This window comes from Lutispora sp. QWL-02 (assembly GCF_058315355.1).
The window spans coordinates 97436-116062 of the sequence record NZ_CM177762.1; the positions used below are offsets into that span (position 1 = coordinate 97436).

An 18627-nucleotide genomic window follows, 5' to 3' on the forward strand; every position below is an offset into this window, starting at 1 on the left:
CAGCTGCAAAGAATCGTCCCCGACGGCTCATTGAAACATTCTGCTGCAAATTGCTATAGCCGCGATTATTCCGGCAATATCGGCAATGATCGCGGCCCATAATGTATGCCTGATGTTTTTTATTCCTATTGAGCCAAAATAAACTGTTATGGTATAGAAAATGGTCTCCGTGCTGCTCATTATAGTAGAAGCTATGATGCCTATCAAACTGTCCGGTCCCACTTTTTTCAGTATATCCGCAAGCACACCAAGGGAACCGCTGCCGGACAAGGGTTTCATTATGATAAGAGGCAATATTTCTTCAGGTATTTTTAAAGCGAAGGTTATAGGCTTCATAATAAAAGCAATGAGAGACAGCCCCCCAGAAGCTCTAAGCATACCGACGGCCAAAAGCATAGCAACTATATATGGAAATATTTTAAGAGTTATGTCCATGCCTTCTCTGGCTCCTTCTATAAAAGCATCATAAACAGTTACACCCCTGGCATATCCGTAGGTCAGTATGAACAATATGATAAAGGGTATAACTATACTCATCGGGTGTTGCCTCCTATCCCCTCCATCACCTTGCAGCAAATCACCCCCACAGTTATTGCCGCTGCAGAAGAAATTATGGAGGGTATGATTATTGCCCCCGGATTGCTGGAGCCCAGAGAAGCCCTTATAGAAATAACCGTAGAAGGTATAAGGCATATAGGGGCTCCGTTTATGACAAGAAATTGACACATGGCATTTGTGGCAGTGTCCCTTCCTCTATTTAGTTTTTGTAATTCCGTCATAGCCTTCAATCCCAATGGGGTAGCAGCATTGCCCAAGCCAAGCATATTAGAGGTTATATTCATTATCATAGCCCCCATTGCGGCACTCCCGGCCGGTATATCCCGGAACAGCAATCCTACGGCAGGCCTGATGATAGAGCTTAATTTTTCAACCAATCCCGCCTTTTCTGCAGCCTTCAGCAGGCCGCACCATAGCATCATGCTTCCCAACAGCCCCAAGGATAGGTCCAGAGAGGATTTCAAGGATGCGAATATCTCCTGATTTAAAAGCTCCAGTCTCCCATTAGTTGCCGCAAAGGCCACGGAAAAAGCGATAATAAAAAACCATATCTTGTTTATCATAAAAACCACCATCCCAGTTTATTTGCATTAATAAACTCTATGGCTTTGCTTCTCCCATTATGAATCGGGCAAAAAATTATATTTGCCTGCTGCAAATACCAGATAAGGGGATGGAAACCACTGAAAGACACGAAATTTTCACGAAAAGACACGGAACGGGGATTGATGATTACACTACAATAAAATAACATCCATGTATAGACTAAGTATGCTTATATACTATACGTGACTATACATGGATGCTTTGTAAATAAACAAATAAGCCCTGCAAATTGCAGGGCTTACAATATTGTCTAATCTTTTCCGAACAAATCTCCTATTCCTATGCCTCTCAACAGGCTTCCTTCATCCTTTGCCTTGGTCCCGCCCTTTGCGGCTGCTGCATATATCCTGTTTGCAAGCCTGCTGAAGGGTATTGACTGAAGCCATACATGCCCTGGCCCTCTCAAGGTCGCCAGGAACAATCCTTCTCCTCCGAAGAAAGCGCTTTTGACATTTCCTACAAATTCTACATTGTAGTTTATGCTTGGTGTCATAGCGACCAGACATCCTGTATCAAGCTTTAAGACCTCTCCCGGTCTTAATTCCTTTTCTATTATGGTGCCTCCGGCATGCATGAAGGCTAAACCGTCCCCTATGAGTCTCTGCATTATAAAGCCCTCTCCGCCAAACAGGCCTGCACCGATATTTTTCTGGAAGGCAATTTCTATCTGTATTCCCCTGGCTGCGCACAAAAAGGCATCCCTCTGGCATATAAGCTGTCCGCCCATATCACCCAGGTCCTTGGCAATTATTTTACCGGGATATGGCGCCGCAAAGGCCAATGCTTTTTTATCGGGACTTCTATTTGTAAACATAGTCATAAATAAGCTCTCCCCTGTAAGCACTCTCTTACCGGCTCCCAGCATCTTATCCATAAAACCTTTTTTAGAATCTTCATCCGAGCCGTCCCCGAATACTGCATCCATCTCTATGCCGTTTTCCATATACATCATGGCTCCTGCTTCCGCCACTATGCTTTCCCCGCTGTCCAACTGGATTTCCACAAACTGCATGTCATCTCCATAAAGCTGAAAATCCACCTCATGCGCCTTTTTCATAAGACCCCTCCTAAAATAAAATTATTTCCGCTTACGATTATATGTATTTAACTTCATATTAAATCACATTTCCGCTATGTACAATATTATTTTCACTCAGGGCTTTTTTATCTGAGCTTATATATAAAATATTGCCCTTCACCAAGCTTTTCAAAGTTTTCATCCAAGTACTTCCTATAGCTGCCGTCATCTCCATAGATGTAACCTCCCAACGGACTGAAGTATTTGGCACCGTTTTTTATATAATATTGTATTTCTTTTTCCGGACCCGAAGGTATATTCTCATAGTACTTAATATTCGCCCGCCACCCGCTTCTGCCGGATTGGTTCAGCAGAGCCGGCTCCAAAGTACCGATTACTATCAAATCATCCTTGCTTGAATATTTTTGAATGACCTCAGCTTGCTTTAGTATATTATCCTTTTCATTAAAGTACGCCTCTGCCCAAAAATAATTCCATTGAGTTATTATTAATAATCCCAAGAATACCCCAATCACTGTTCTTTTGCTTTTCCCCAGCTTCCCCAAGGTTTTGCCTGCCCATACAGCTGTTATGGGAGTTATGAATATAAAATAGTACCTGAGCTTTATTACCGCCGCCACAGCTATAACCTCAATAAGCATAGTTATAGTCCAAATCAGCAGGGCATAATCCTTTTTCCATTCTGCATCTATAAAACCTATAGTAACCAAAGGTATAAGCCCTAAGGATACAGCAGTAGAAATTTCAATTGCTGCAAATTTATAAGAATATAACTGAAAAAAAGCCTTAGCACTTTTCGGCACTATATGTATTAAGCCGATATTGCTTACAAATGCAAATTCGGCAATGCTCTTCGACCATATAAAATATAGCAAGTTAGGCAGCAGAGATATGGCTGCAAAAGCCCAAAGCTCCCATTTCGCTAAAAATCCGAACCTATATTTCCTGATCAACATAAAGATCATTGCCAAGCCAATAAAAATCGTAGGAGTTTTCTGAGATATGGATAGACATGTAAATACCCCAGAAAGAAACAGAAATGAAAGCTTTTCATCATCATACCATCTGACAAAATAATAAAAGGCTCCGGTAAAGAAGAACAAAGCTGCAGATTCAGGCATTATGGCCCTTGAGTAAAAAATATTAATAGGCATGATAGCATAAGCTATAGCCGCAAACCAACCTGCCGGGTTGCCGTAATATCTTTTGGCTATAAGATAAACATATAGAGCTGAACCCATAAAGAATATTATCGGCACTAGCCTGGCCAGATAATAATGATAGCCGAAGGCTTTATATAAAAGCGCAATAATAAAGGTAGTTATCTGGAACTCCAGTTGAACATAATTGGGCTTGGCTCCATCATAATAAAATTGGGGATAAAAAATATTGAATCTATCCTCAATGAAATTCCTCGCTATGGATTCGGTATCGCTCTGCCTCCAGAAATCCCCATGCTCGCAGGGAGAATTGTTTATATGAGGGAGCCTTATAGCTAAAATAAAAAGAAATACTAGTATAGTAACTGCGACAGTCCACCGGTCTTTTTTCATTTCTATCATCCTTACCTGTTAAGTACGAATACTCCTGATATTATCATAACCACTCCTATGACCTTATTTACAGTAAAGGGCTCATTGAACAGAAATTTGGACAGCAAAGCCACCAAAACATAGCCAAGGCTCACCATGGGATAGGCATAGCTCAAATCCGACTTCGTCAAAACCTTGATCCACAGCAAGAAGCTGCTCCCGAAAAGAACCAGACCTACAAGTATCTCAGGTACCATCAATATATGTATGATATCTTTAAAAATCGTTCTGAAGGATAAGGACAAATTATCCAATTTATTTGCTCCCAGCTTCAATACGGTTTGACCTATGGCACCCATGAACACTGAAACCAGTATCTCAATCAAATTTCTATTCATAGCATTCTCCTCTTTCAGGCTTCTTAACCCTGCGAACAAGGCTGAAATACCCCTTTATAGTCCTTAGTACTTTCATTTTGCTCCGGCCTTCCTTTAAATTGTATTCCAGAACCAAAGGATATTCACCGGCCCTTACTCCGATTTTGCTGAACCTGGCCAATATCTCTGCCATACATTCAAAACCCTTTGAAGTTACAAGCTTTCCCCCATAAGCCTTGATAGCCTTATCAAGGTATCCGATGTCATAAGCTCTGAAACCGCATGAATAATCATGGACATTTTCTATGGGGAAGAATAGTTTTAAAAAAGCAGCAGCTCCTCTGCTGTATATCTTTCTTTCTATGGAAAGACCTATTTCCTTGCCTCCCTCAGCAAATCTGGATGCAATTACCACATCAAGCTTTTCTTTCACCAGCTTATCTACCATGTTGGGTATAATGTTGGGATTGTGAGTATTATCCGCATCCAGAGTTATCAATATATCGCCCTGTCCATAGTTTTGGCCGACATGGCAAAAAAGAGTATACATAGCCCTTCCCAGTCCTTGATTCACATCATGATTGATATAATCAATAAAGCCGCAGCTTTTTTTATACTCCTTCAATATATTCTCCGTATTGTCACTGCTGCCGTCATTGACCACCAGTATACGGAACCTTTGGCCGTATATATCTTTCAGGAAAAGCAGCTTCTCGAAGAGCTTCGGCAGCGCTCCTTCCTCGTTGTAGGCAGGCAAACCTATTATAATGTTTGAATCCATATAAGCCTCCAAAATTTAATCATTAATTTCTATCATTATAGTATTTACATAATTGCCAACTAATATAATATCATTTAGCTTACTAAACTCCATGATTATCTTATCATTTTCGCCATGCCTTATCAAGTTTTGACAAAATCACCTATATATCAAATCATGGTATTTGAACTTAATATCCTCACAACAGTCCAGCCCGGATGAAAAAGACCTGTTGCCTATAATCCTCAGCACTTCGTCAATACCAATATTCCCGTTTATATATCCATTAATGCTTTCACACATGAGCTTTGCTTCCGCTGCTGCTTCATTAAAAAGATCCATGAAGGAAGAATTCCGCGGTATTTCTTTATCCCAGGGACAGTACCATAAGGAATGCTTGATATTCAATTGATCCAAGCCGCTGTCAACCTTCGGCGGGTATATCATATTGGAAATGAGATTATGCTTGCCCATGAGCTTTTCTGCAAAAGCGACTACAGGCTTCTTTATCCCCAGGGGGTCCCGAAAAGCTTTTGTTATAAGCCGCATATGATCAGGAGCCTTTTGTATTTCTTCTATAGGGATATCCAGATCAAATATTTTCTTAAAAATGCGATGATACATATCAGCTATTGCCAAAGCCTCTTTCTTCCCAACCATTATGAGCTCATGGCTTCCTATTTTATTTGCATCTGTATTTAATATCTTATCTGCCATCAGCACATCTATCTCTGCCTCAAATCTTCTGTGATAGGCATCATACTTTTTAATATCCTCCGTCTCATCTATTTCAAATCCTGTTTTATAAAATACATAGGGATGAGCATGGACATCCAGAGAATAATGGCATATGTAGCCGTAAACATAGGAAAGAAGCATTTCCTTTACAGCATCCTGTATGCTGTCAATGATTGCCAGGGCGGATTGAAAGAAAGCTCCGACCTTTTCACTATGAAGCCTCCCGCCTAATCTGCTCAGGCTTTCTCCTTTCACCCAGGGCAAAGCGTTATGATAGAAAAATATATCAGGGCCTTGAGTTCCAAGATTAAATAGGTTCCTATTATGACTGATGACATCCGTAGCCTCAGGGGCCTCTATTGATTTAAATACCATATCTCCGCACAGGCAGTGAGTGAGTAGAGCCGGCATAAGGGCACCTCCTTTAAAGCATCTTTATGTTTTCTATATAGCACTATTGATCAAAAAAGTCAAAGGACTTTACAATAATTTTACATGGGACATCTTTCACTATTATCTTATCTGGGTTACAATGAAATCAAATGCATAATAGGGGGGGTAATATGTTTAAAAGCTTCACCAGGGAAGAAAAAAGCTGGATATTCTATGATTGGGCCAATTCTGCATACTCGGTGGTCATCACCGCATCCATACTTCCCATATTTTTTAAGACTATGGCTAAAGCCGGCGGCATAAATCCTAATATGGCAGACTCCTATTGGGGATATGCCAATTCAGCAGCCACATTAATAGTAGCTATCTTGGCTCCAATCCTTGGAGCCATAGGAGATTATAAGGGCAAGAAAATGCAATTATTCCGTTTCTTTTTTATCATAGGCGTTTTGTCCACCGCAGCGCTGAGCTTTACCGATCAATGGGCATTGATACTAATAATATATATGATAACCATAGTTGGCTTCTCCGCAGCCAATCTCTTTTATGATGCATTTTTGATCGACGTCACCAGTGCAGAAAGAATGGATCTTGTTTCAACCTACGGCTTTGCCCTCGGATATATTGGTGGCAGTACCATACCTTTTATAATATCCATAGGCCTCATACTTTTCGGAAGCAAAATAGGTATAGGTTCAAGCCTTGCAGTGAAGATCTCATTTATGCTTACCGCTGTGTGGTGGACGGTCTTTGCCGTACCCATGCTGAAAAATGTAAAACAGCTCTATTATATTGAAAGTGAAGAGAATATAATAGGGAAAAGCTTTTTGAGGCTCTATAAGACCTTCATGAATATAAAGGAATACAAATCCGTATTTATTTTTCTATTGGCATATTTCTTTTATATTGACGGGGTCAACACCATAATACGCATGGCAACGGTCTACGGAGATTCTGTAGGGGTTGGAAGCAACTCGCTGCTTCTGGCACTTTTGATGACTCAGATAGTAGCCTTTCCCTTCGCCATCATATATGGAAAGCTGGCTAAAAAAGTGGGAACCCGCAATATGCTGCTTATCGGAATCGTAATGTATATAATAATATGCTTTGTGGCCTATAATATGAAATCGGCAGTGGAATTCTGGATTCTGGCCTTTTTGGTCGCTACCTCCCAAGGCGGCATACAAGCATTGTCCCGTTCGTACTTCGGCAAAATGATACCCAAGGAAAAAGCAAATGAATTCTTCGGCTTTTATGATATATTCGGTAAATTTGCCGCCATTATGGGCCCTGCCCTCTACGCTTTCTTCAGCCAGATTACCGGTCAATCCCGCTACGGCGTGTTAAGCGTAATGCTCCTCTTTATAGTGGGAGGAGGAATAATGTTATTTGCAGTGCCAAGGGATGCAGGAGTATAGATGTATTTATACTTTCTACCAATAGTCTTTTCTGTCTAAGCAAAAATAGAAACAACCTAGGCTTTTATTTAACCTAGGTCGTCTCTATTTTTTTATATTCTATTCCATCAAATGCTTTTGAACTACTCCTACACCTTTACCAAGCTCTACAGGCATACCTGCTCTGTACAATGCTCTTTCTATAGTCGCTATTACAGATACAAGGTCATGCTTATCAACATTGCCCATATGGCCCAGTCTGAACATTCTTCCTGCATATGCGGCTAAACCGCCTGCCACCATGATGCCCTCTTCTGCCAGAAGTCCTCTGAATTTTGCATCATCGGTTCCTTCAGGATAGACTAAGTTGGATAATGTAACGGCCCTGCAGCCTTCCTTTGCAAGAACTTTAAATCCTAAAGTTTCCAATGCATCCTGCATAGCAGCTGCATACTTCTTATGTCTTGCATATCTGTTCTCTATTCCTTCTTCTTTTATGATCCTGACAGATTCCTTCAATGCCCATACTAGGTTAACAGCCGGGGTAGCATAGTACTTGGAAGGGTCCTTCATTATTGGAAGCCATTTTTCAAAATCTATATAGAACTCCGGAATAGTGCCCAAGCTCTTGCGCCTATCCATGGCTTTTTGGCTTACCCATAGCATTGTCAAGCCCGGAGCCACTCCAAAAGCTTTCTGTGAGCCTGTAAGAAGCACGTCGATTCCCATTTCGTCCACATATTCCGGTTCTCCTGCTGTAGCGCATACTCCATCGACTATGTACATAGTCTCAGGGAATTCCTTCATCATTTTGCCTATTTCAGCAACCGATGCACATACCCCTGTAGAAGTATCAACATGAGTAACCGTCATAGCTGCATACTTTTTCTCTTTAAGCTTCTCTCTTATTTTCTCAACGGGTACTGTCTCGCCCCATTCGCTGGAAATCACATCAGCATTCAGGCCTTTTCTATTGCATAGATCTATAAAGCGATCACCGAAGAATCCGTGAGATACTATCAGTACATTGTCGCCTTTCTTTGTTGTGTTGGCAATGGCCATTTCCATGCCCATAGTTCCGGTGCCGGCAACAACAAAAGCTTCTCCGCTGCATTTGAACAACACTTTCAGGTCTTCCAAAAGGTCTTTGAAATCCTTCACAAAAGCCGGATCGCCAAATGCTACTGTCTCTCTTCCCATCTGATCCTGGATCGATCTCGCAACGGGAGTTGGTCCTGGTATCATCAAAAGCTTTCTTGTTTTCATAAAAACACCCCTTTTTACTATTAGTAAATAATGTTTTACCTATATTCTAATTATACCGCTCTGAAATATTTAAGTCAAGGGCTTCTGCACTATGTGATTAATAATCATTGATTTTCCTATATAGCGTTGTGATGCCTATATTAAGCTTTTTTGCTACGGCTCTTTTTCCATCCACAGTATTACCGTGCAGCTCCAGAAACTTCCTTAGTATTCCTTTCTCATAATCTCTTGTCATTTCATCCAAGCTTCTTAAGTTTTTTAGGTCTAAAATATCCAGATTTATTAAGTTTTCTTCATTCCACTTGTTCATGATATTATTCAAGAAATATTCAGGTAAATCTTCTATATTGATCTCATCATCATTTGAAAAGTTAATGGCATATTCCAATACATTCTCCAGCTCTCTCACATTGCCGGGCCAGCTATAGTTCAGGAATTTTTTCTCAATGTCTTTGGATATATATTTTTGAGGCTTATTCATTTTGTTGCATAGTTTCTTGATTATATATTCAGTGCATAAAAGTACATCTTCATCCCTTTCCTTCAGCGAAGGCAGAGATAGAGGTATAACGTTCAGTCTGTAATATAGGTCCTCTCTGAACTGGTTTTTCCTTACCAGTTCTTGCAGATTTTTATGAGTGGCAGATATTATCCTAACATTTATATCCGTGGGTGTGGTGCTGCCTATCCTGTCTATCTTTTTTTCCTGCAGGACTCTGAGCAGCTTTGCCTGAAGATGCAGTGGAAGGTCCGCAATTTCATCAAGAAACAATGTGCCGTTGTTTGCCTGCTCAAATTTTCCGATCTTACCTTTGGGGCTTGCTCCCGTAAAGGAGCCCTTCTCATAACCAAAAAGCTCCGACTCGATAAGGTTTTCGGGCAAGGTAGCACAGTTTATCGCTATAAAAGGTCCGTCCTTCCTGAAGCTTGCATTATGGATGGATCTGGCAAACAGCTCTTTCCCTGTACCGCTGGCACCATAGAGAAATATTGTGGAGTCGGATTTAGCAGCTATTTTGGCCTTATCTATCACGTCCTGCATAACCTGGCTGCATCCCACAATATTCTCAAAGGTTATTACATTATCATTGTTATAAGTCAAGGCTATGTTGATTATTTCATCTAAAGCATCAAAGTCTATAAGGGTTGATATGTTTTTCTGATCAAGTATAATATAATTTACCTTATATAGAACCTTTAATATCCTATTCTCAATTGTCCAGTTTCCTACCAATTCCTTGTTATTTGTGTCTTCAACCTTAAAGTTTTTTATTATATCGCTTATTTTTCTGTTGATGATTTTATTGGCTGAAAAATTGATATTGAGTATCCTTATGGCTTTGGAATTGATGTGAATTATTCTTTGTTCTTTGTTTAAAATAATTATGCATCTGTTTATGGAATTAATTACACCATTTATTTCAGCTATACCCATATTAAGCTTGTTTATCATTTTTATGCTTATTATTTCTTTTTCAATGCTCTCTGCAAAATGCTTCAGCATGTCCATATATTCTTCTTTTTTGCTGAGCATCAGCTGATCTTGCACCGGGTTGAAGGAGGCAAAGCACACCACCCCTATATTTTCTTCTTCAACTTTAATGGGATAAATCATGCTTTTGCGCTCTTTGCATGTGTCGCCATAGCTGCAGGAACGGCATACAGCATTATCTTTTTCATATATATTGAATTCAGGCTTGCCGTTTTTCAGTACCTTCGCAAACAGCGAATTTTCCGGACTGCTTTCGTTGATGCGGTGATAAAAATCTCCCGTGCCTGCAATTCTCAAAAGACTGCTGTCTACCACCGTAATTTCCACATTCAGTATGGATGATAGAGACTCGGCCAAAGATTGGATTTTATTATCTATAAGCTTTAAGTAGGACATACAAAAACCTCCTTAACATAATTTAGGGCTGTTTCTGTAAGAGCATCATTTTTACTATTTATAATGCTTTGTTTAAAGATATTTAAATACATTGTAATAAGCATTATATACTATTTGACGAGTTTTGTCGATTTTTCGCAATAATAAAACCACGCCTTGCCATCATAATATTATAATGATACAATAATTTTATCGAAGCTAGTATTTCCTGCTTATTAAAAAGGAGGATTTACATGTCTATTTCTACAGATTACAATATTGTAGTTGTTGGTATGGGTTATATTGGTAGTAAGCATCTTCTTCCTGGATATCAAATGCTTCTTGGCGATAAAGTAGCCACAAATGTATTTGGGGTAAAAGCCACCGACCGCGGTATAGATGAATTACGCTCAAGATTACCCTTTGCAGTCTCTGTTAACAATACAGCGGAGCTTTTACGCCAGACGACACCTGATATCGTAATAATGTGTCCGTCGCCCAAACAAATCCCTATAATTGTGCAGGAAATTCTGTTGCCTTATTTTAATGAAGCGAGAGAAAAAGGTATATCTCTCCCCGATATTTATACCTTTGGTCCTTCTCCTGATCCAAAATTCTATTATGACTTACTGGGCAATGATATTAATTGCGTTAAGTTTCTTCCCAGTATGGCCGAACCTTTTAAAGGCATTCCCCTGCAAAAGCGCGGAGGAAGTTTTTTAAGCTTTGTGCCGGATCATCCTTTTCCGGAGGATCGACGCCAGCGCGCCATAGACTTCTCCAATATGTTTGGCCTAACATTTTTAGTATCGCACGAAATGTCACTTGTGGGGCTTTCTGCTAAAAACACTGCACATACCTGTTATGAGATATGCTATGCGGTTTCTGATGTTATGGCTGAACGCGGATATGAGGTATCCACCTCTCAGGTAGGCAGTGCAATGCGTGCGGCCTTCCGCAAGCACCTGGGCTTGGAGGGCGAAGGTTTGTATCCTTCTTCTCTGCAGGACGTCCCGGAGGAAATCCGCGGTTTTATTGAAAAGCTCTCCATATCCTGGTTTGAAGGGATCCTTAAATACATCATCAGTACAGGCTGTGAACCAGATCTGGCGAGGAACTTCCATGGCGCCAACTTTGAAACATGGAACCTAACTATTCAGCTGGCTACAAGAGAAGAGCTTGAAATCTCCACAAAGAACCACGCTACTAAAGGCGGAGTCAACGAAAAGGCCATCGAGGTTTTCATGAATTACTTTGATAATCAGTTAAGGGAAGCTATAAGAAACCATCTGGACAATATTTTACCGGTGAGCTTTTTTGATACTGCAGAGGGCGTTGCCTTCGCTATTAATCTAACGGTGAATCGTCATGCCCATCGTCTAGCCAACAAGTAGCTTTTAATGGAAAAGCCTCCAATCGTAGTTTAATTTCTACGCTGGAGGCTTTTCTATTGGAGCCGTATATAAAGGCGCATCTAAAACAGTTTCTATATGGATTTGTCTGAGGTGCTTAATAGAGCCTTTTTCTTACGACTGTACTGCATCAGTATAGTCACAGCAAAGATAACTATGCCGATTATCGTAGTTATTATTTCCGGGAAAATTATCATAACAGCAGAAGCAGCAAAAAGTAGTCTTTCGATAACCGAAATAGGAACCAAGCTGAAGCCTATCAAAGCAGCACTGATTTCATAAGCACTCATAAGAGTTATAGCAGCAACGAAAATAACTTTCCCTATTGAGCCGATACCAAGAAGCTCCGGATAGTATACAAAGATATAAGGTATAGTAAATATGACCACACTATATTTAAACGCCTCTAAACCAAGCTTCCATAGGTCGACTTCAACAATTCCGCCCGCAGCATAGGAAGCTAATGCTACCGGAGGTGTGATGGCGGACAAATTAGCATAGTAGAATACGAAGAAATGTGCCACCAACACCGGTATTCCCAATCCGACGATTGTCGGGCAAAGCAATGTAGCCGACATAATATAAGCGGCACTGGTAGGCATACCCATGCCTAGAACCAGAGCCATAAGCATGGTCGCAAACAGCGCCAATAACAAATTGCTCTGAGCAATAGAATTTATTATGCTGCTGAATCGGATGCCTAAGCCTGTGTTTACGATGACACCGATTATAATTCCGGCCAGCGCACAGGGCATAGCTACGGCAACTGCTTGTCTTGCGGTTGACTCAAAAGCTTCAAGGACATCATACAGAGAAAGCCTGGTATCTTTCCTGAATAAGCATATAACATATAAGCATGCACTGGCAATGGTCGCAGATCTCATCATAGAATAACCCTTTATTATAAGAGTAACTAAAACGACTACACCCACGAGTAAATGAATATGCTTAAATATATCCTTCTTCGTTTGGCTCATGTCTTCATTGATGGGCCGCATATCATGCTTTCGTGCATATAAATGAATCAAAAAGTACAGCCCGGCAAGGAATACAATGGAAGGAAGTATAGCTGCCTTCATAATTTCCGCATAGCTGTGGCCGGTCATGTCAACCATGATGAAAGCAGCGGCTCCCATAACAGGCGGAATCAGCTGACCGGCAGTACCTTCGATGGATAGCATGCTGCCTGAGAACATGGGGTCAAATTTTTGTTTTTTCATCGAAGGATACATGATGGTACCGATAGATGCTACGTTAGCCGGTGCGCTTCCGCTGATCATACCGAATAACGCAGCAGCAACAACACTGGCCTTACCGGCACCGCCTATCGTCTTGCGGGTCATCACATTGGATATATTAATGAACAGCTGTGCCGCAGGGGTAGCGGTCAAAAAAGCACCGAACAGCAGGAAATAGAAAACCATGGAGACAGATACGCTGACCGGTGAGTTAAATATACCGGCGGTTGAAAATACCTGGCTCTCCAGCAATGTGGTAAGATCCTGCCCTCCGTGACCTAAGATGCCCGGCAAAAATCCTCCCCAAACAGCATAGACAATAAAAACAGCGACTATAATAGTAAAAGCTGTATCAACAGCTCTTCTGGAGCACTCCAGAAGCAAAGCGATCATCAATAAGCCGACAACGTAATCCATGGTTAACAGATCGTCTACATAAGCCATACGTGTCATCATGCGGTTTCCGTTTAAAATGAAATATATTCCGCAGAAAACAACAGCCGCAACAAAGATATATTCATACCATTTAGCTGTGTATTTCTGTCCTTTGGGCACCGCATTTTTCTTGAACATGGGTTTAGTCAAGAAGACTAAACCCATGCCGAAGCAGACGTGTATAGGGCGTAATACCATTGAAGGATATGCTCCGCGTATTACAATCCATATCTGGAACAAAGTCCAAACTATAGCCCAAACACTCGCCGGTCTTAAAAACCTTTTTACGAGCTTGTTTTCAATCATTTCAGCAAGCCAACCTCCCTGTAGTATGCCTCAGCGCCGGGGTGCAGGGGCAATCCCAAGCCAATTGGATCGCAAGCCCCTTCACGGGTAAATCTTTCCAGAGCAACATGTCCTTTATGCAAAGTATCGGGATTCTCAACAATAGCCTTTGTGATAGCATATGCAACAGCATCAGGCATATCTGTATTAGTAAATATGTTGGTGGTCAGGCCCATACTGACAATATCCTTGGTCTGTCCTTTGTATGAATTGGCAGGAAGAACCTCCTTGCTGAATCCATACTTTTCAACAAAGCTGTTGATCATATCTTCAGGGAACTCCAAGAATATAATGTCAGTGCTTACTGACAGCTCGGTAACAGATGCATGGCCTTGAGTTATATTCTGCAAGAAGAAATCTGTCTGGCCATCCTTGAACATATCTACGATTGTGGCAAAATCATTGTGCTCTACCTTTCCTCCCCAGGATATGATGTCATCGTAGGTAAAGCCGTAATACTCGAAAACAAGCCTTGTAACGACTTCACCCATACCACCGACGGGAACAGTCGATACACGGATAGGAAGCTTCTTCTCTTTGACCTCAGCAAGGTCAGTAACTCCAAAGGATTTGCTTACTACTGCCGCATAATAATAAGTGTCAAGATATCCCACCAGCCCTCTGAGATTCTCCAATGGTTTATCATAGATGAACTTACCGTTATAGGCCCAACTGCAAGACTGGTTGTAGCCAAGACCTATAGGAAATTTTCCCTTTGAAACCAGTGTAGGGTTTGCCGCAGCACCGGATTCCGGTATTATGTTTACTTTAGAGCCACTCGGAAGCTCCTTCATCATAAGCTCGCTTAGAACAGAGCCATAGCTATACCAACCGCTGCCCATCTTCATGGTTGCCAAGTCAAGGTTTACCGGACTTGTAAGAGCCTTATCGGAACCGCCACCGGCAGGAGGAGTTTCGGCTGGAGGAGTAGCAGGCTTGCTGCAGCCAGCTATAGCCGTTGTAAGAATAATGAGTATTAAACAGGATACGAGAATTCGTTTTTTCATAGTAAACTTCCTTTCTTATTAGAAATTTTTATCTGTAAATTATTAATTAAGGAGTAGATTCTTACAAATCATCCCGCAAAATAGCCTTTTATATTGACTTTTTATCGTTTCTTCATCAAAACGAAAAGGTTTTAAAAATATTTTTGGGAAGCAAGTATTTTATCGAAGCTAATATTTGCTGCCGTTGTATTTAAAACATTTGCCAATAGACAAATGTCATGTCCTTTAATGTCAATATAGTAAAACTACGGAATGATAATATACCGGAATTAAATTATAACTAATACATCTTGCAAATATTTTATCTGAAAAAACGACCTGTTTTTACTGTTTTACTACGACTAAATCTCGTACAACAGTGCCTGGTGCAGGAGAAAGCCTGACAGACTTTGCAGTTGGTTCTACTCGTTTAGCACAAGCCAACACAGGTGTTCCATCCATTTTTACCAGACAGCGTCCGCAGATCGCTTGATTGCAGGAGCTGTGCCTATAGTAGGCCAGTGTATGATCCAGATTGTTGTAAATGTAATCCAGTATGTCCATTACAGTCATAGTATCTGACAGCATTGGCACTTCATAGGTTTGTACACCGTTGCTTCTTACAATTTCAACTTTCATCATATAACCTCCAGGATAGTTTTTGAAATACATTCGGCAATATTAGGATAAATATTGTTATCTATTGGCATGTAAACCGCCTCGGGATAACTTTTACCATAATTAATGTCCCCATCCTTCAATGAAGCTGTATAGCTAAACATATATTCTTTATTATTGACTTGCGGATAGTCGCTGCGCACATGACAGCCACGAGTCTCCTTCCTCTGCATAGCAGAGTAGATACCGATTTCGGCGCAGAGAGCCAAATTACGGACGATAACAGAGTTCATCCATTCGAGGTTGTAAACTGCTCCTCCTGGAGCTGCCATTTGGTCCAGCGATGCTCTAAGCGAACAAATCTCTTCATAAGCTTTTACAAGACGCTCTTCATCCCTGAAGAAATTAAATCCCTTATCACAGATGCTCTCCAGCTTATTGAGAGCCTCAATGGGGCTGATGCCTTTTGAACGGTTGAGAGGTGCTGTCAGCACTGCCACTTTCTCATCCAGATCTTCCGGTTCAAGCTGTGCGGCTGACTTGACATATTCGCCAGCAGTTTTCCCTGCAGTCAAGCCGTGAGCCAGCATCTCAGTAAGGCCGTCGGCACTACGGAAAGCACCGAACACACCACTGGTTACCTCTCCTGCTGCATATAATCCAGGCACCCTTGTTGCAAAAGTCTCGTCGACAACTACTCCGCCCATACTATACTCATTACCCAAACCTACCAGCAGGCGTTTGTCGTTCTTGATAATTCTTTCAGCCAGATCCATCAGGTCAATATGATGATACATGCCCTTTTTATACCAATGCTCCATGTTATCTGCAATAATTCGGAATGCCTCACGTATTTCATCATCGGTGTAATCAGAGTAATCGAAATAGAAACGGTTTCCATACTTATCCCATTTCTTATATATCCCCTCACCATAGAAATAATGTATGAGCAGCTTTTTAACCTTGCTGCTGGAAGCTGTTGTCTTGTATTTACTATCTTGTGGATATATAAGCTCTACACCATCCAAATCAGTTGCCTTCTGCTTCAATGGGAACAGGTTTGGCATAGTCATCTGGAAAGGAAGAATGGAACCTTTTGCATAAGCAGGTTCGATCAAAGTAGGAATAAACAACAAATATTCCATATCCTTGACTTCAGCACCGGCGCGTAATGCCATGGCAATACCATCACCTGTCATGTCGCTGAAAGTATTTTTCAAGGGCATTGGCTGATAGCCTCCGGTAGCTAAAATAACTGCTTTTGCCTTGAATTCAATTAATTCACCGGTATACATATTCATGCCTAACGCACCGCAGACCTTACCATCACATGTCAGCAGTTCGGTAATCATGGTATCTTCATAGGTATCAATAACGGTTTCTTTCTGCTGATTCCTCAGCCCTTTTTTAAGCACATTGCCAAATGCGGTACCGCTCGTACGCCAACGGCATGCCTTGGGATTAAAGAGAAACTTTTGTCCGCTGTCTCTTACCCATTGAAAAAACTCTTTAAGCGCCTTAGGCCCTTCCTCCACAAAATGCTTCTGAAGCTTCTGATCCCCTATATAGAAAGCACTGGAAACTAACTTGTCGAACAGAGCTTCTTTGGTGTATTCCTGACTGGCTTCAGGTTCGTTGCAATACTCCCTGGCACTAGGCCCATCTACCCCAAAGCTTCCTCCCAGCATCATTAAGTTTCCGCTTTTCCCGATTTTGCCTTTTACCGCAATTGCAACCGTGGCTCCCTCGCGGGCGGCCATTACAGAACTCATAACACCGGCGCCTCCGCCGCCTACCACCAAAATATCACTGACAATAGTTTTGCACTGCATATTTAACCTCCTATTTTAAACTTATCGAACAATCTATCTTTTACCACGCATCATAAGATTGTGCATTAAAGTTTTCCTAGTCTTAGATGGTCGCAAGCAATTTCTGAGCTAATTCTAAGCGATCTTCATTGACATTCAGCGGTACGCAGCAACCGGGTCCAAGGATAAGACGGCCGTCTTCAACTTGGCCTACAGCGTCCTTCAATTGAGCTTTAATATCTTCATCGCTTCCGTTATACAGAATGCCATGCTCGTCTACACCGCCTATCAGGATTTTGTCCGTCTTGCTTCTGCCCTCTTTTAAGCTTAAATCTACTAGTCTGTCATGCCAGTTAACTGCTTGTACAGGATATTTTTCCATTATTTCAAACATAGGTGCAGCACCATGCATATGCATTATGTTGAACCAGGTATTGTCTTTAATAGCATCTAATATCTGCAAGTCATAAGGACGTCCGAATTCTTCGTATTCCTTGACGCTCATCTTGTCATAGGTTCCCAATTGGCTTGCGAAGAATAATCCGTCAGCCCCATTCTTAACCAACTCTTTGACGTAATTGACAGTGGTTTGTGTGATAACCTCCAGGCCTTTTTTAAATAGCTCAGGATGCTGCCTCATGTGAACGAACATCTTGTCTCCGCTCATCTTTACTGCAGTTGTCAAAGGATTAAATACCGTAACCACTACGGGAGCTTCACCCTTGAATCTCTTTACAATTTCTTTTGCAGCCAGAATGGAATCTGCCATCGAACCTTGATCCATAGGCAGCACATTTAAGTTCTTCCAGTCCTCGGCTTTTTTAATCGAGAAATCGGTTACTACACCAACCTTTGAACAGGTGTTAGGCCATTGGCAGTCTCTTTCAGGCCACTGAATTTTTGAGCCCCAATCCTGGATTGAATATAAACCTTGATAGGTAACCTTTACAAAATCCCAGTTGAATCTCTCTTGGAATTGTATGGTTTTCTTCACAAGCTCTTTCGGATCTTCATCATAAGGCGGAAAATGCTTCCAAAGGTTGATAGCAGGTGTGTCCAGCTTCTTGCCGGCTAATAAAGCTTCTATCCTCTCTATAGGTTTCATAGTAAAATCATTCCTTTCTGTTCTTTCATTCATAAATCATCATAATCACTAGGCGATTTATTTGTTCTAAATAGTATCAGAGCAAAGTCAACGCAGCCTCAAGTGTGTATTTTTCTATATATGCATCTAATAATTTTTCTATCA

General features: G+C 41.2%; 16 protein-coding genes. 2 read left to right on the plus strand and 14 right to left on the minus strand.

What is annotated here, in order from left to right; all coding sequences use genetic code 11:
- Positions 1-27 precede the first annotated feature (27 nt).
- The 7 genes from AC4HCY_RS00410 to AC4HCY_RS00440 form a co-directional block, all read right to left on the minus strand.
- Positions 28-537 carry a spore maturation protein gene (locus tag AC4HCY_RS00410; RefSeq protein WP_323433560.1) on the minus strand — a complete coding sequence of 170 codons (510 nt, stop codon included), beginning with the start codon at positions 535-537 and terminating at the stop codon, positions 28-30.
- Positions 534-1121 (minus strand): nucleoside recognition domain-containing protein, encoded by a 588-nt coding sequence (locus AC4HCY_RS00415; protein ID WP_323433561.1) that lies wholly within the window; start codon positions 1119-1121, stop codon positions 534-536. The genes AC4HCY_RS00410 and AC4HCY_RS00415 overlap by 4 nt, the downstream gene beginning before the upstream one ends.
- A 293-nt stretch (positions 1122-1414) precedes the next feature.
- Complete coding sequence (locus AC4HCY_RS00420; RefSeq protein WP_323433562.1) at positions 1415-2221, minus strand: TIGR00266 family protein; 807 nt, start codon at positions 2219-2221, stop codon at positions 1415-1417.
- Positions 2222-2328: 107 nt separating this feature from the next.
- Positions 2329-3756 (minus strand): ArnT family glycosyltransferase, encoded by a 1428-nt coding sequence (locus AC4HCY_RS00425; RefSeq protein WP_323432705.1) that lies wholly within the window; start codon positions 3754-3756, stop codon positions 2329-2331.
- An 11-nt stretch (positions 3757-3767) separates the two neighbouring features.
- The gene (locus AC4HCY_RS00430; RefSeq protein ID WP_323432704.1) at positions 3768-4133 is read right to left on the minus strand and encodes an SMR family transporter; all 366 of its coding nucleotides are present in this window, start codon (positions 4131-4133) and stop codon (positions 3768-3770) included.
- Positions 4126-4893, minus strand: coding sequence for a glycosyltransferase family 2 protein (locus AC4HCY_RS00435; protein WP_323432703.1), 768 nt, complete (start codon positions 4891-4893; stop codon positions 4126-4128). The genes AC4HCY_RS00430 and AC4HCY_RS00435 overlap by 8 nt, the downstream gene beginning before the upstream one ends.
- A 138-nt stretch (positions 4894-5031) precedes the next feature.
- Positions 5032-6021, minus strand: coding sequence for a zinc dependent phospholipase C family protein (locus tag AC4HCY_RS00440; RefSeq protein ID WP_491095146.1), 990 nt, complete (start codon positions 6019-6021; stop codon positions 5032-5034).
- A 152-nt stretch (positions 6022-6173) separates the two neighbouring features.
- Here AC4HCY_RS00440 and AC4HCY_RS00445 point away from each other — a divergent pair, with 152 nt between their 5' ends.
- On the plus strand, positions 6174-7421 hold the full coding sequence (locus tag AC4HCY_RS00445; RefSeq protein ID WP_323432701.1) for an MFS transporter: 1248 nt from the start codon (positions 6174-6176) through the stop codon (positions 7419-7421).
- Positions 7422-7520: 99 nt separating this feature from the next.
- Here AC4HCY_RS00445 and AC4HCY_RS00450 read toward each other — a convergent pair whose 3' ends face one another.
- Both AC4HCY_RS00450 and AC4HCY_RS00455 read right to left on the minus strand, forming a co-directional pair.
- Complete coding sequence (locus AC4HCY_RS00450) at positions 7521-8666, minus strand: pyridoxal-phosphate-dependent aminotransferase family protein (RefSeq protein ID WP_323432700.1); 1146 nt, start codon at positions 8664-8666, stop codon at positions 7521-7523.
- A gap of 97 nt (positions 8667-8763) precedes the next feature.
- Entirely contained in the window at positions 8764-10554 is a 1791-nt protein-coding gene (locus tag AC4HCY_RS00455; RefSeq protein ID WP_491095147.1) for a sigma-54-dependent Fis family transcriptional regulator, read from the minus strand.
- Positions 10555-10787: 233 nt separating this feature from the next.
- On the opposite strand from AC4HCY_RS00455, the gene AC4HCY_RS00460 reads away from it, so the two are divergent.
- Complete coding sequence (locus tag AC4HCY_RS00460) at positions 10788-11927, plus strand: hypothetical protein (RefSeq protein WP_323431816.1); 1140 nt, start codon at positions 10788-10790, stop codon at positions 11925-11927.
- Positions 11928-12019: 92 nt separating this feature from the next.
- Here AC4HCY_RS00460 and AC4HCY_RS00465 read toward each other — a convergent pair whose 3' ends face one another.
- From AC4HCY_RS00465 to AC4HCY_RS00485, 5 genes are all read right to left on the minus strand, one after another.
- Positions 12020-13924, minus strand: a complete 1905-nt coding sequence (locus tag AC4HCY_RS00465; protein WP_323431815.1) for a TRAP transporter permease — start codon at positions 13922-13924, stop codon at positions 12020-12022.
- Positions 13921-14970: a TAXI family TRAP transporter solute-binding subunit gene (locus tag AC4HCY_RS00470; protein ID WP_323431814.1), complete on the minus strand. Its 1050-nt coding sequence runs from the start codon at positions 14968-14970 to the stop codon at positions 13921-13923. Before AC4HCY_RS00470 ends, AC4HCY_RS00465 begins: the two co-directional genes overlap by 4 nt.
- A gap of 324 nt (positions 14971-15294) precedes the next feature.
- Positions 15295-15591 carry a 2Fe-2S iron-sulfur cluster-binding protein gene (locus AC4HCY_RS00475; RefSeq protein ID WP_491095148.1) on the minus strand — a complete coding sequence of 99 codons (297 nt, stop codon included), beginning with the start codon at positions 15589-15591 and terminating at the stop codon, positions 15295-15297.
- Positions 15588-17399, minus strand: coding sequence for an FAD-binding protein (locus AC4HCY_RS00480; protein ID WP_323431812.1), 1812 nt, complete (start codon positions 17397-17399; stop codon positions 15588-15590). Before AC4HCY_RS00480 ends, AC4HCY_RS00475 begins: the two co-directional genes overlap by 4 nt.
- Positions 17400-17481: 82 nt before the next feature.
- Positions 17482-18516: a uroporphyrinogen decarboxylase family protein gene (locus AC4HCY_RS00485; RefSeq protein WP_491095149.1), complete on the minus strand. Its 1035-nt coding sequence runs from the start codon at positions 18514-18516 to the stop codon at positions 17482-17484.
- Between the last annotated feature and the right edge of the window lie 111 nt (positions 18517-18627).

What these genes read in the sequence shown, in the direction of transcription:
- AC4HCY_RS00410 (WP_323433560.1), bottom strand. Translation starts at nt 537, where the DNA reads ATGAGTATAGTTATACCCTTTATCATATTGTTCATACTGACCTACGGA.
- AC4HCY_RS00415 (WP_323433561.1), bottom strand. Translation starts at nt 1,121, where the DNA reads ATGATAAACAAGATATGGTTTTTTATTATCGCTTTTTCCGTGGCCTTT.
- AC4HCY_RS00420 (WP_323433562.1), bottom strand. Translation starts at nt 2,221, where the DNA reads ATGAAAAAGGCGCATGAGGTGGATTTTCAGCTTTATGGAGATGACATG.
- AC4HCY_RS00425 (WP_323432705.1), bottom strand. Translation starts at nt 3,756, where the DNA reads ATGAAAAAAGACCGGTGGACTGTCGCAGTTACTATACTAGTATTTCTT.
- AC4HCY_RS00430 (WP_323432704.1), bottom strand. Translation starts at nt 4,133, where the DNA reads ATGAATAGAAATTTGATTGAGATACTGGTTTCAGTGTTCATGGGTGCC.
- AC4HCY_RS00435 (WP_323432703.1), bottom strand. Translation starts at nt 4,893, where the DNA reads ATGGATTCAAACATTATAATAGGTTTGCCTGCCTACAACGAGGAAGGA.
- AC4HCY_RS00440 (WP_491095146.1), bottom strand. Translation starts at nt 6,021, where the DNA reads ATGCCGGCTCTACTCACTCACTGCCTGTGCGGAGATATGGTATTTAAA.
- AC4HCY_RS00445 (WP_323432701.1), top strand. Translation starts at nt 6,174, where the DNA reads ATGTTTAAAAGCTTCACCAGGGAAGAAAAAAGCTGGATATTCTATGAT.
- AC4HCY_RS00450 (WP_323432700.1), bottom strand. Translation starts at nt 8,666, where the DNA reads ATGAAAACAAGAAAGCTTTTGATGATACCAGGACCAACTCCCGTTGCG.
- AC4HCY_RS00455 (WP_491095147.1), bottom strand. Translation starts at nt 10,554, where the DNA reads ATGTCCTACTTAAAGCTTATAGATAATAAAATCCAATCTTTGGCCGAG.
- AC4HCY_RS00460 (WP_323431816.1), top strand. Translation starts at nt 10,788, where the DNA reads ATGTCTATTTCTACAGATTACAATATTGTAGTTGTTGGTATGGGTTAT.
- AC4HCY_RS00465 (WP_323431815.1), bottom strand. Translation starts at nt 13,924, where the DNA reads ATGATTGAAAACAAGCTCGTAAAAAGGTTTTTAAGACCGGCGAGTGTT.
- AC4HCY_RS00470 (WP_323431814.1), bottom strand. Translation starts at nt 14,970, where the DNA reads ATGAAAAAACGAATTCTCGTATCCTGTTTAATACTCATTATTCTTACA.
- AC4HCY_RS00475 (WP_491095148.1), bottom strand. Translation starts at nt 15,591, where the DNA reads ATGATGAAAGTTGAAATTGTAAGAAGCAACGGTGTACAAACCTATGAA.
- AC4HCY_RS00480 (WP_323431812.1), bottom strand. Translation starts at nt 17,399, where the DNA reads ATGCAGTGCAAAACTATTGTCAGTGATATTTTGGTGGTAGGCGGCGGA.
- AC4HCY_RS00485 (WP_491095149.1), bottom strand. Translation starts at nt 18,516, where the DNA reads ATGAATGAAAGAACAGAAAGGAATGATTTTACTATGAAACCTATAGAG.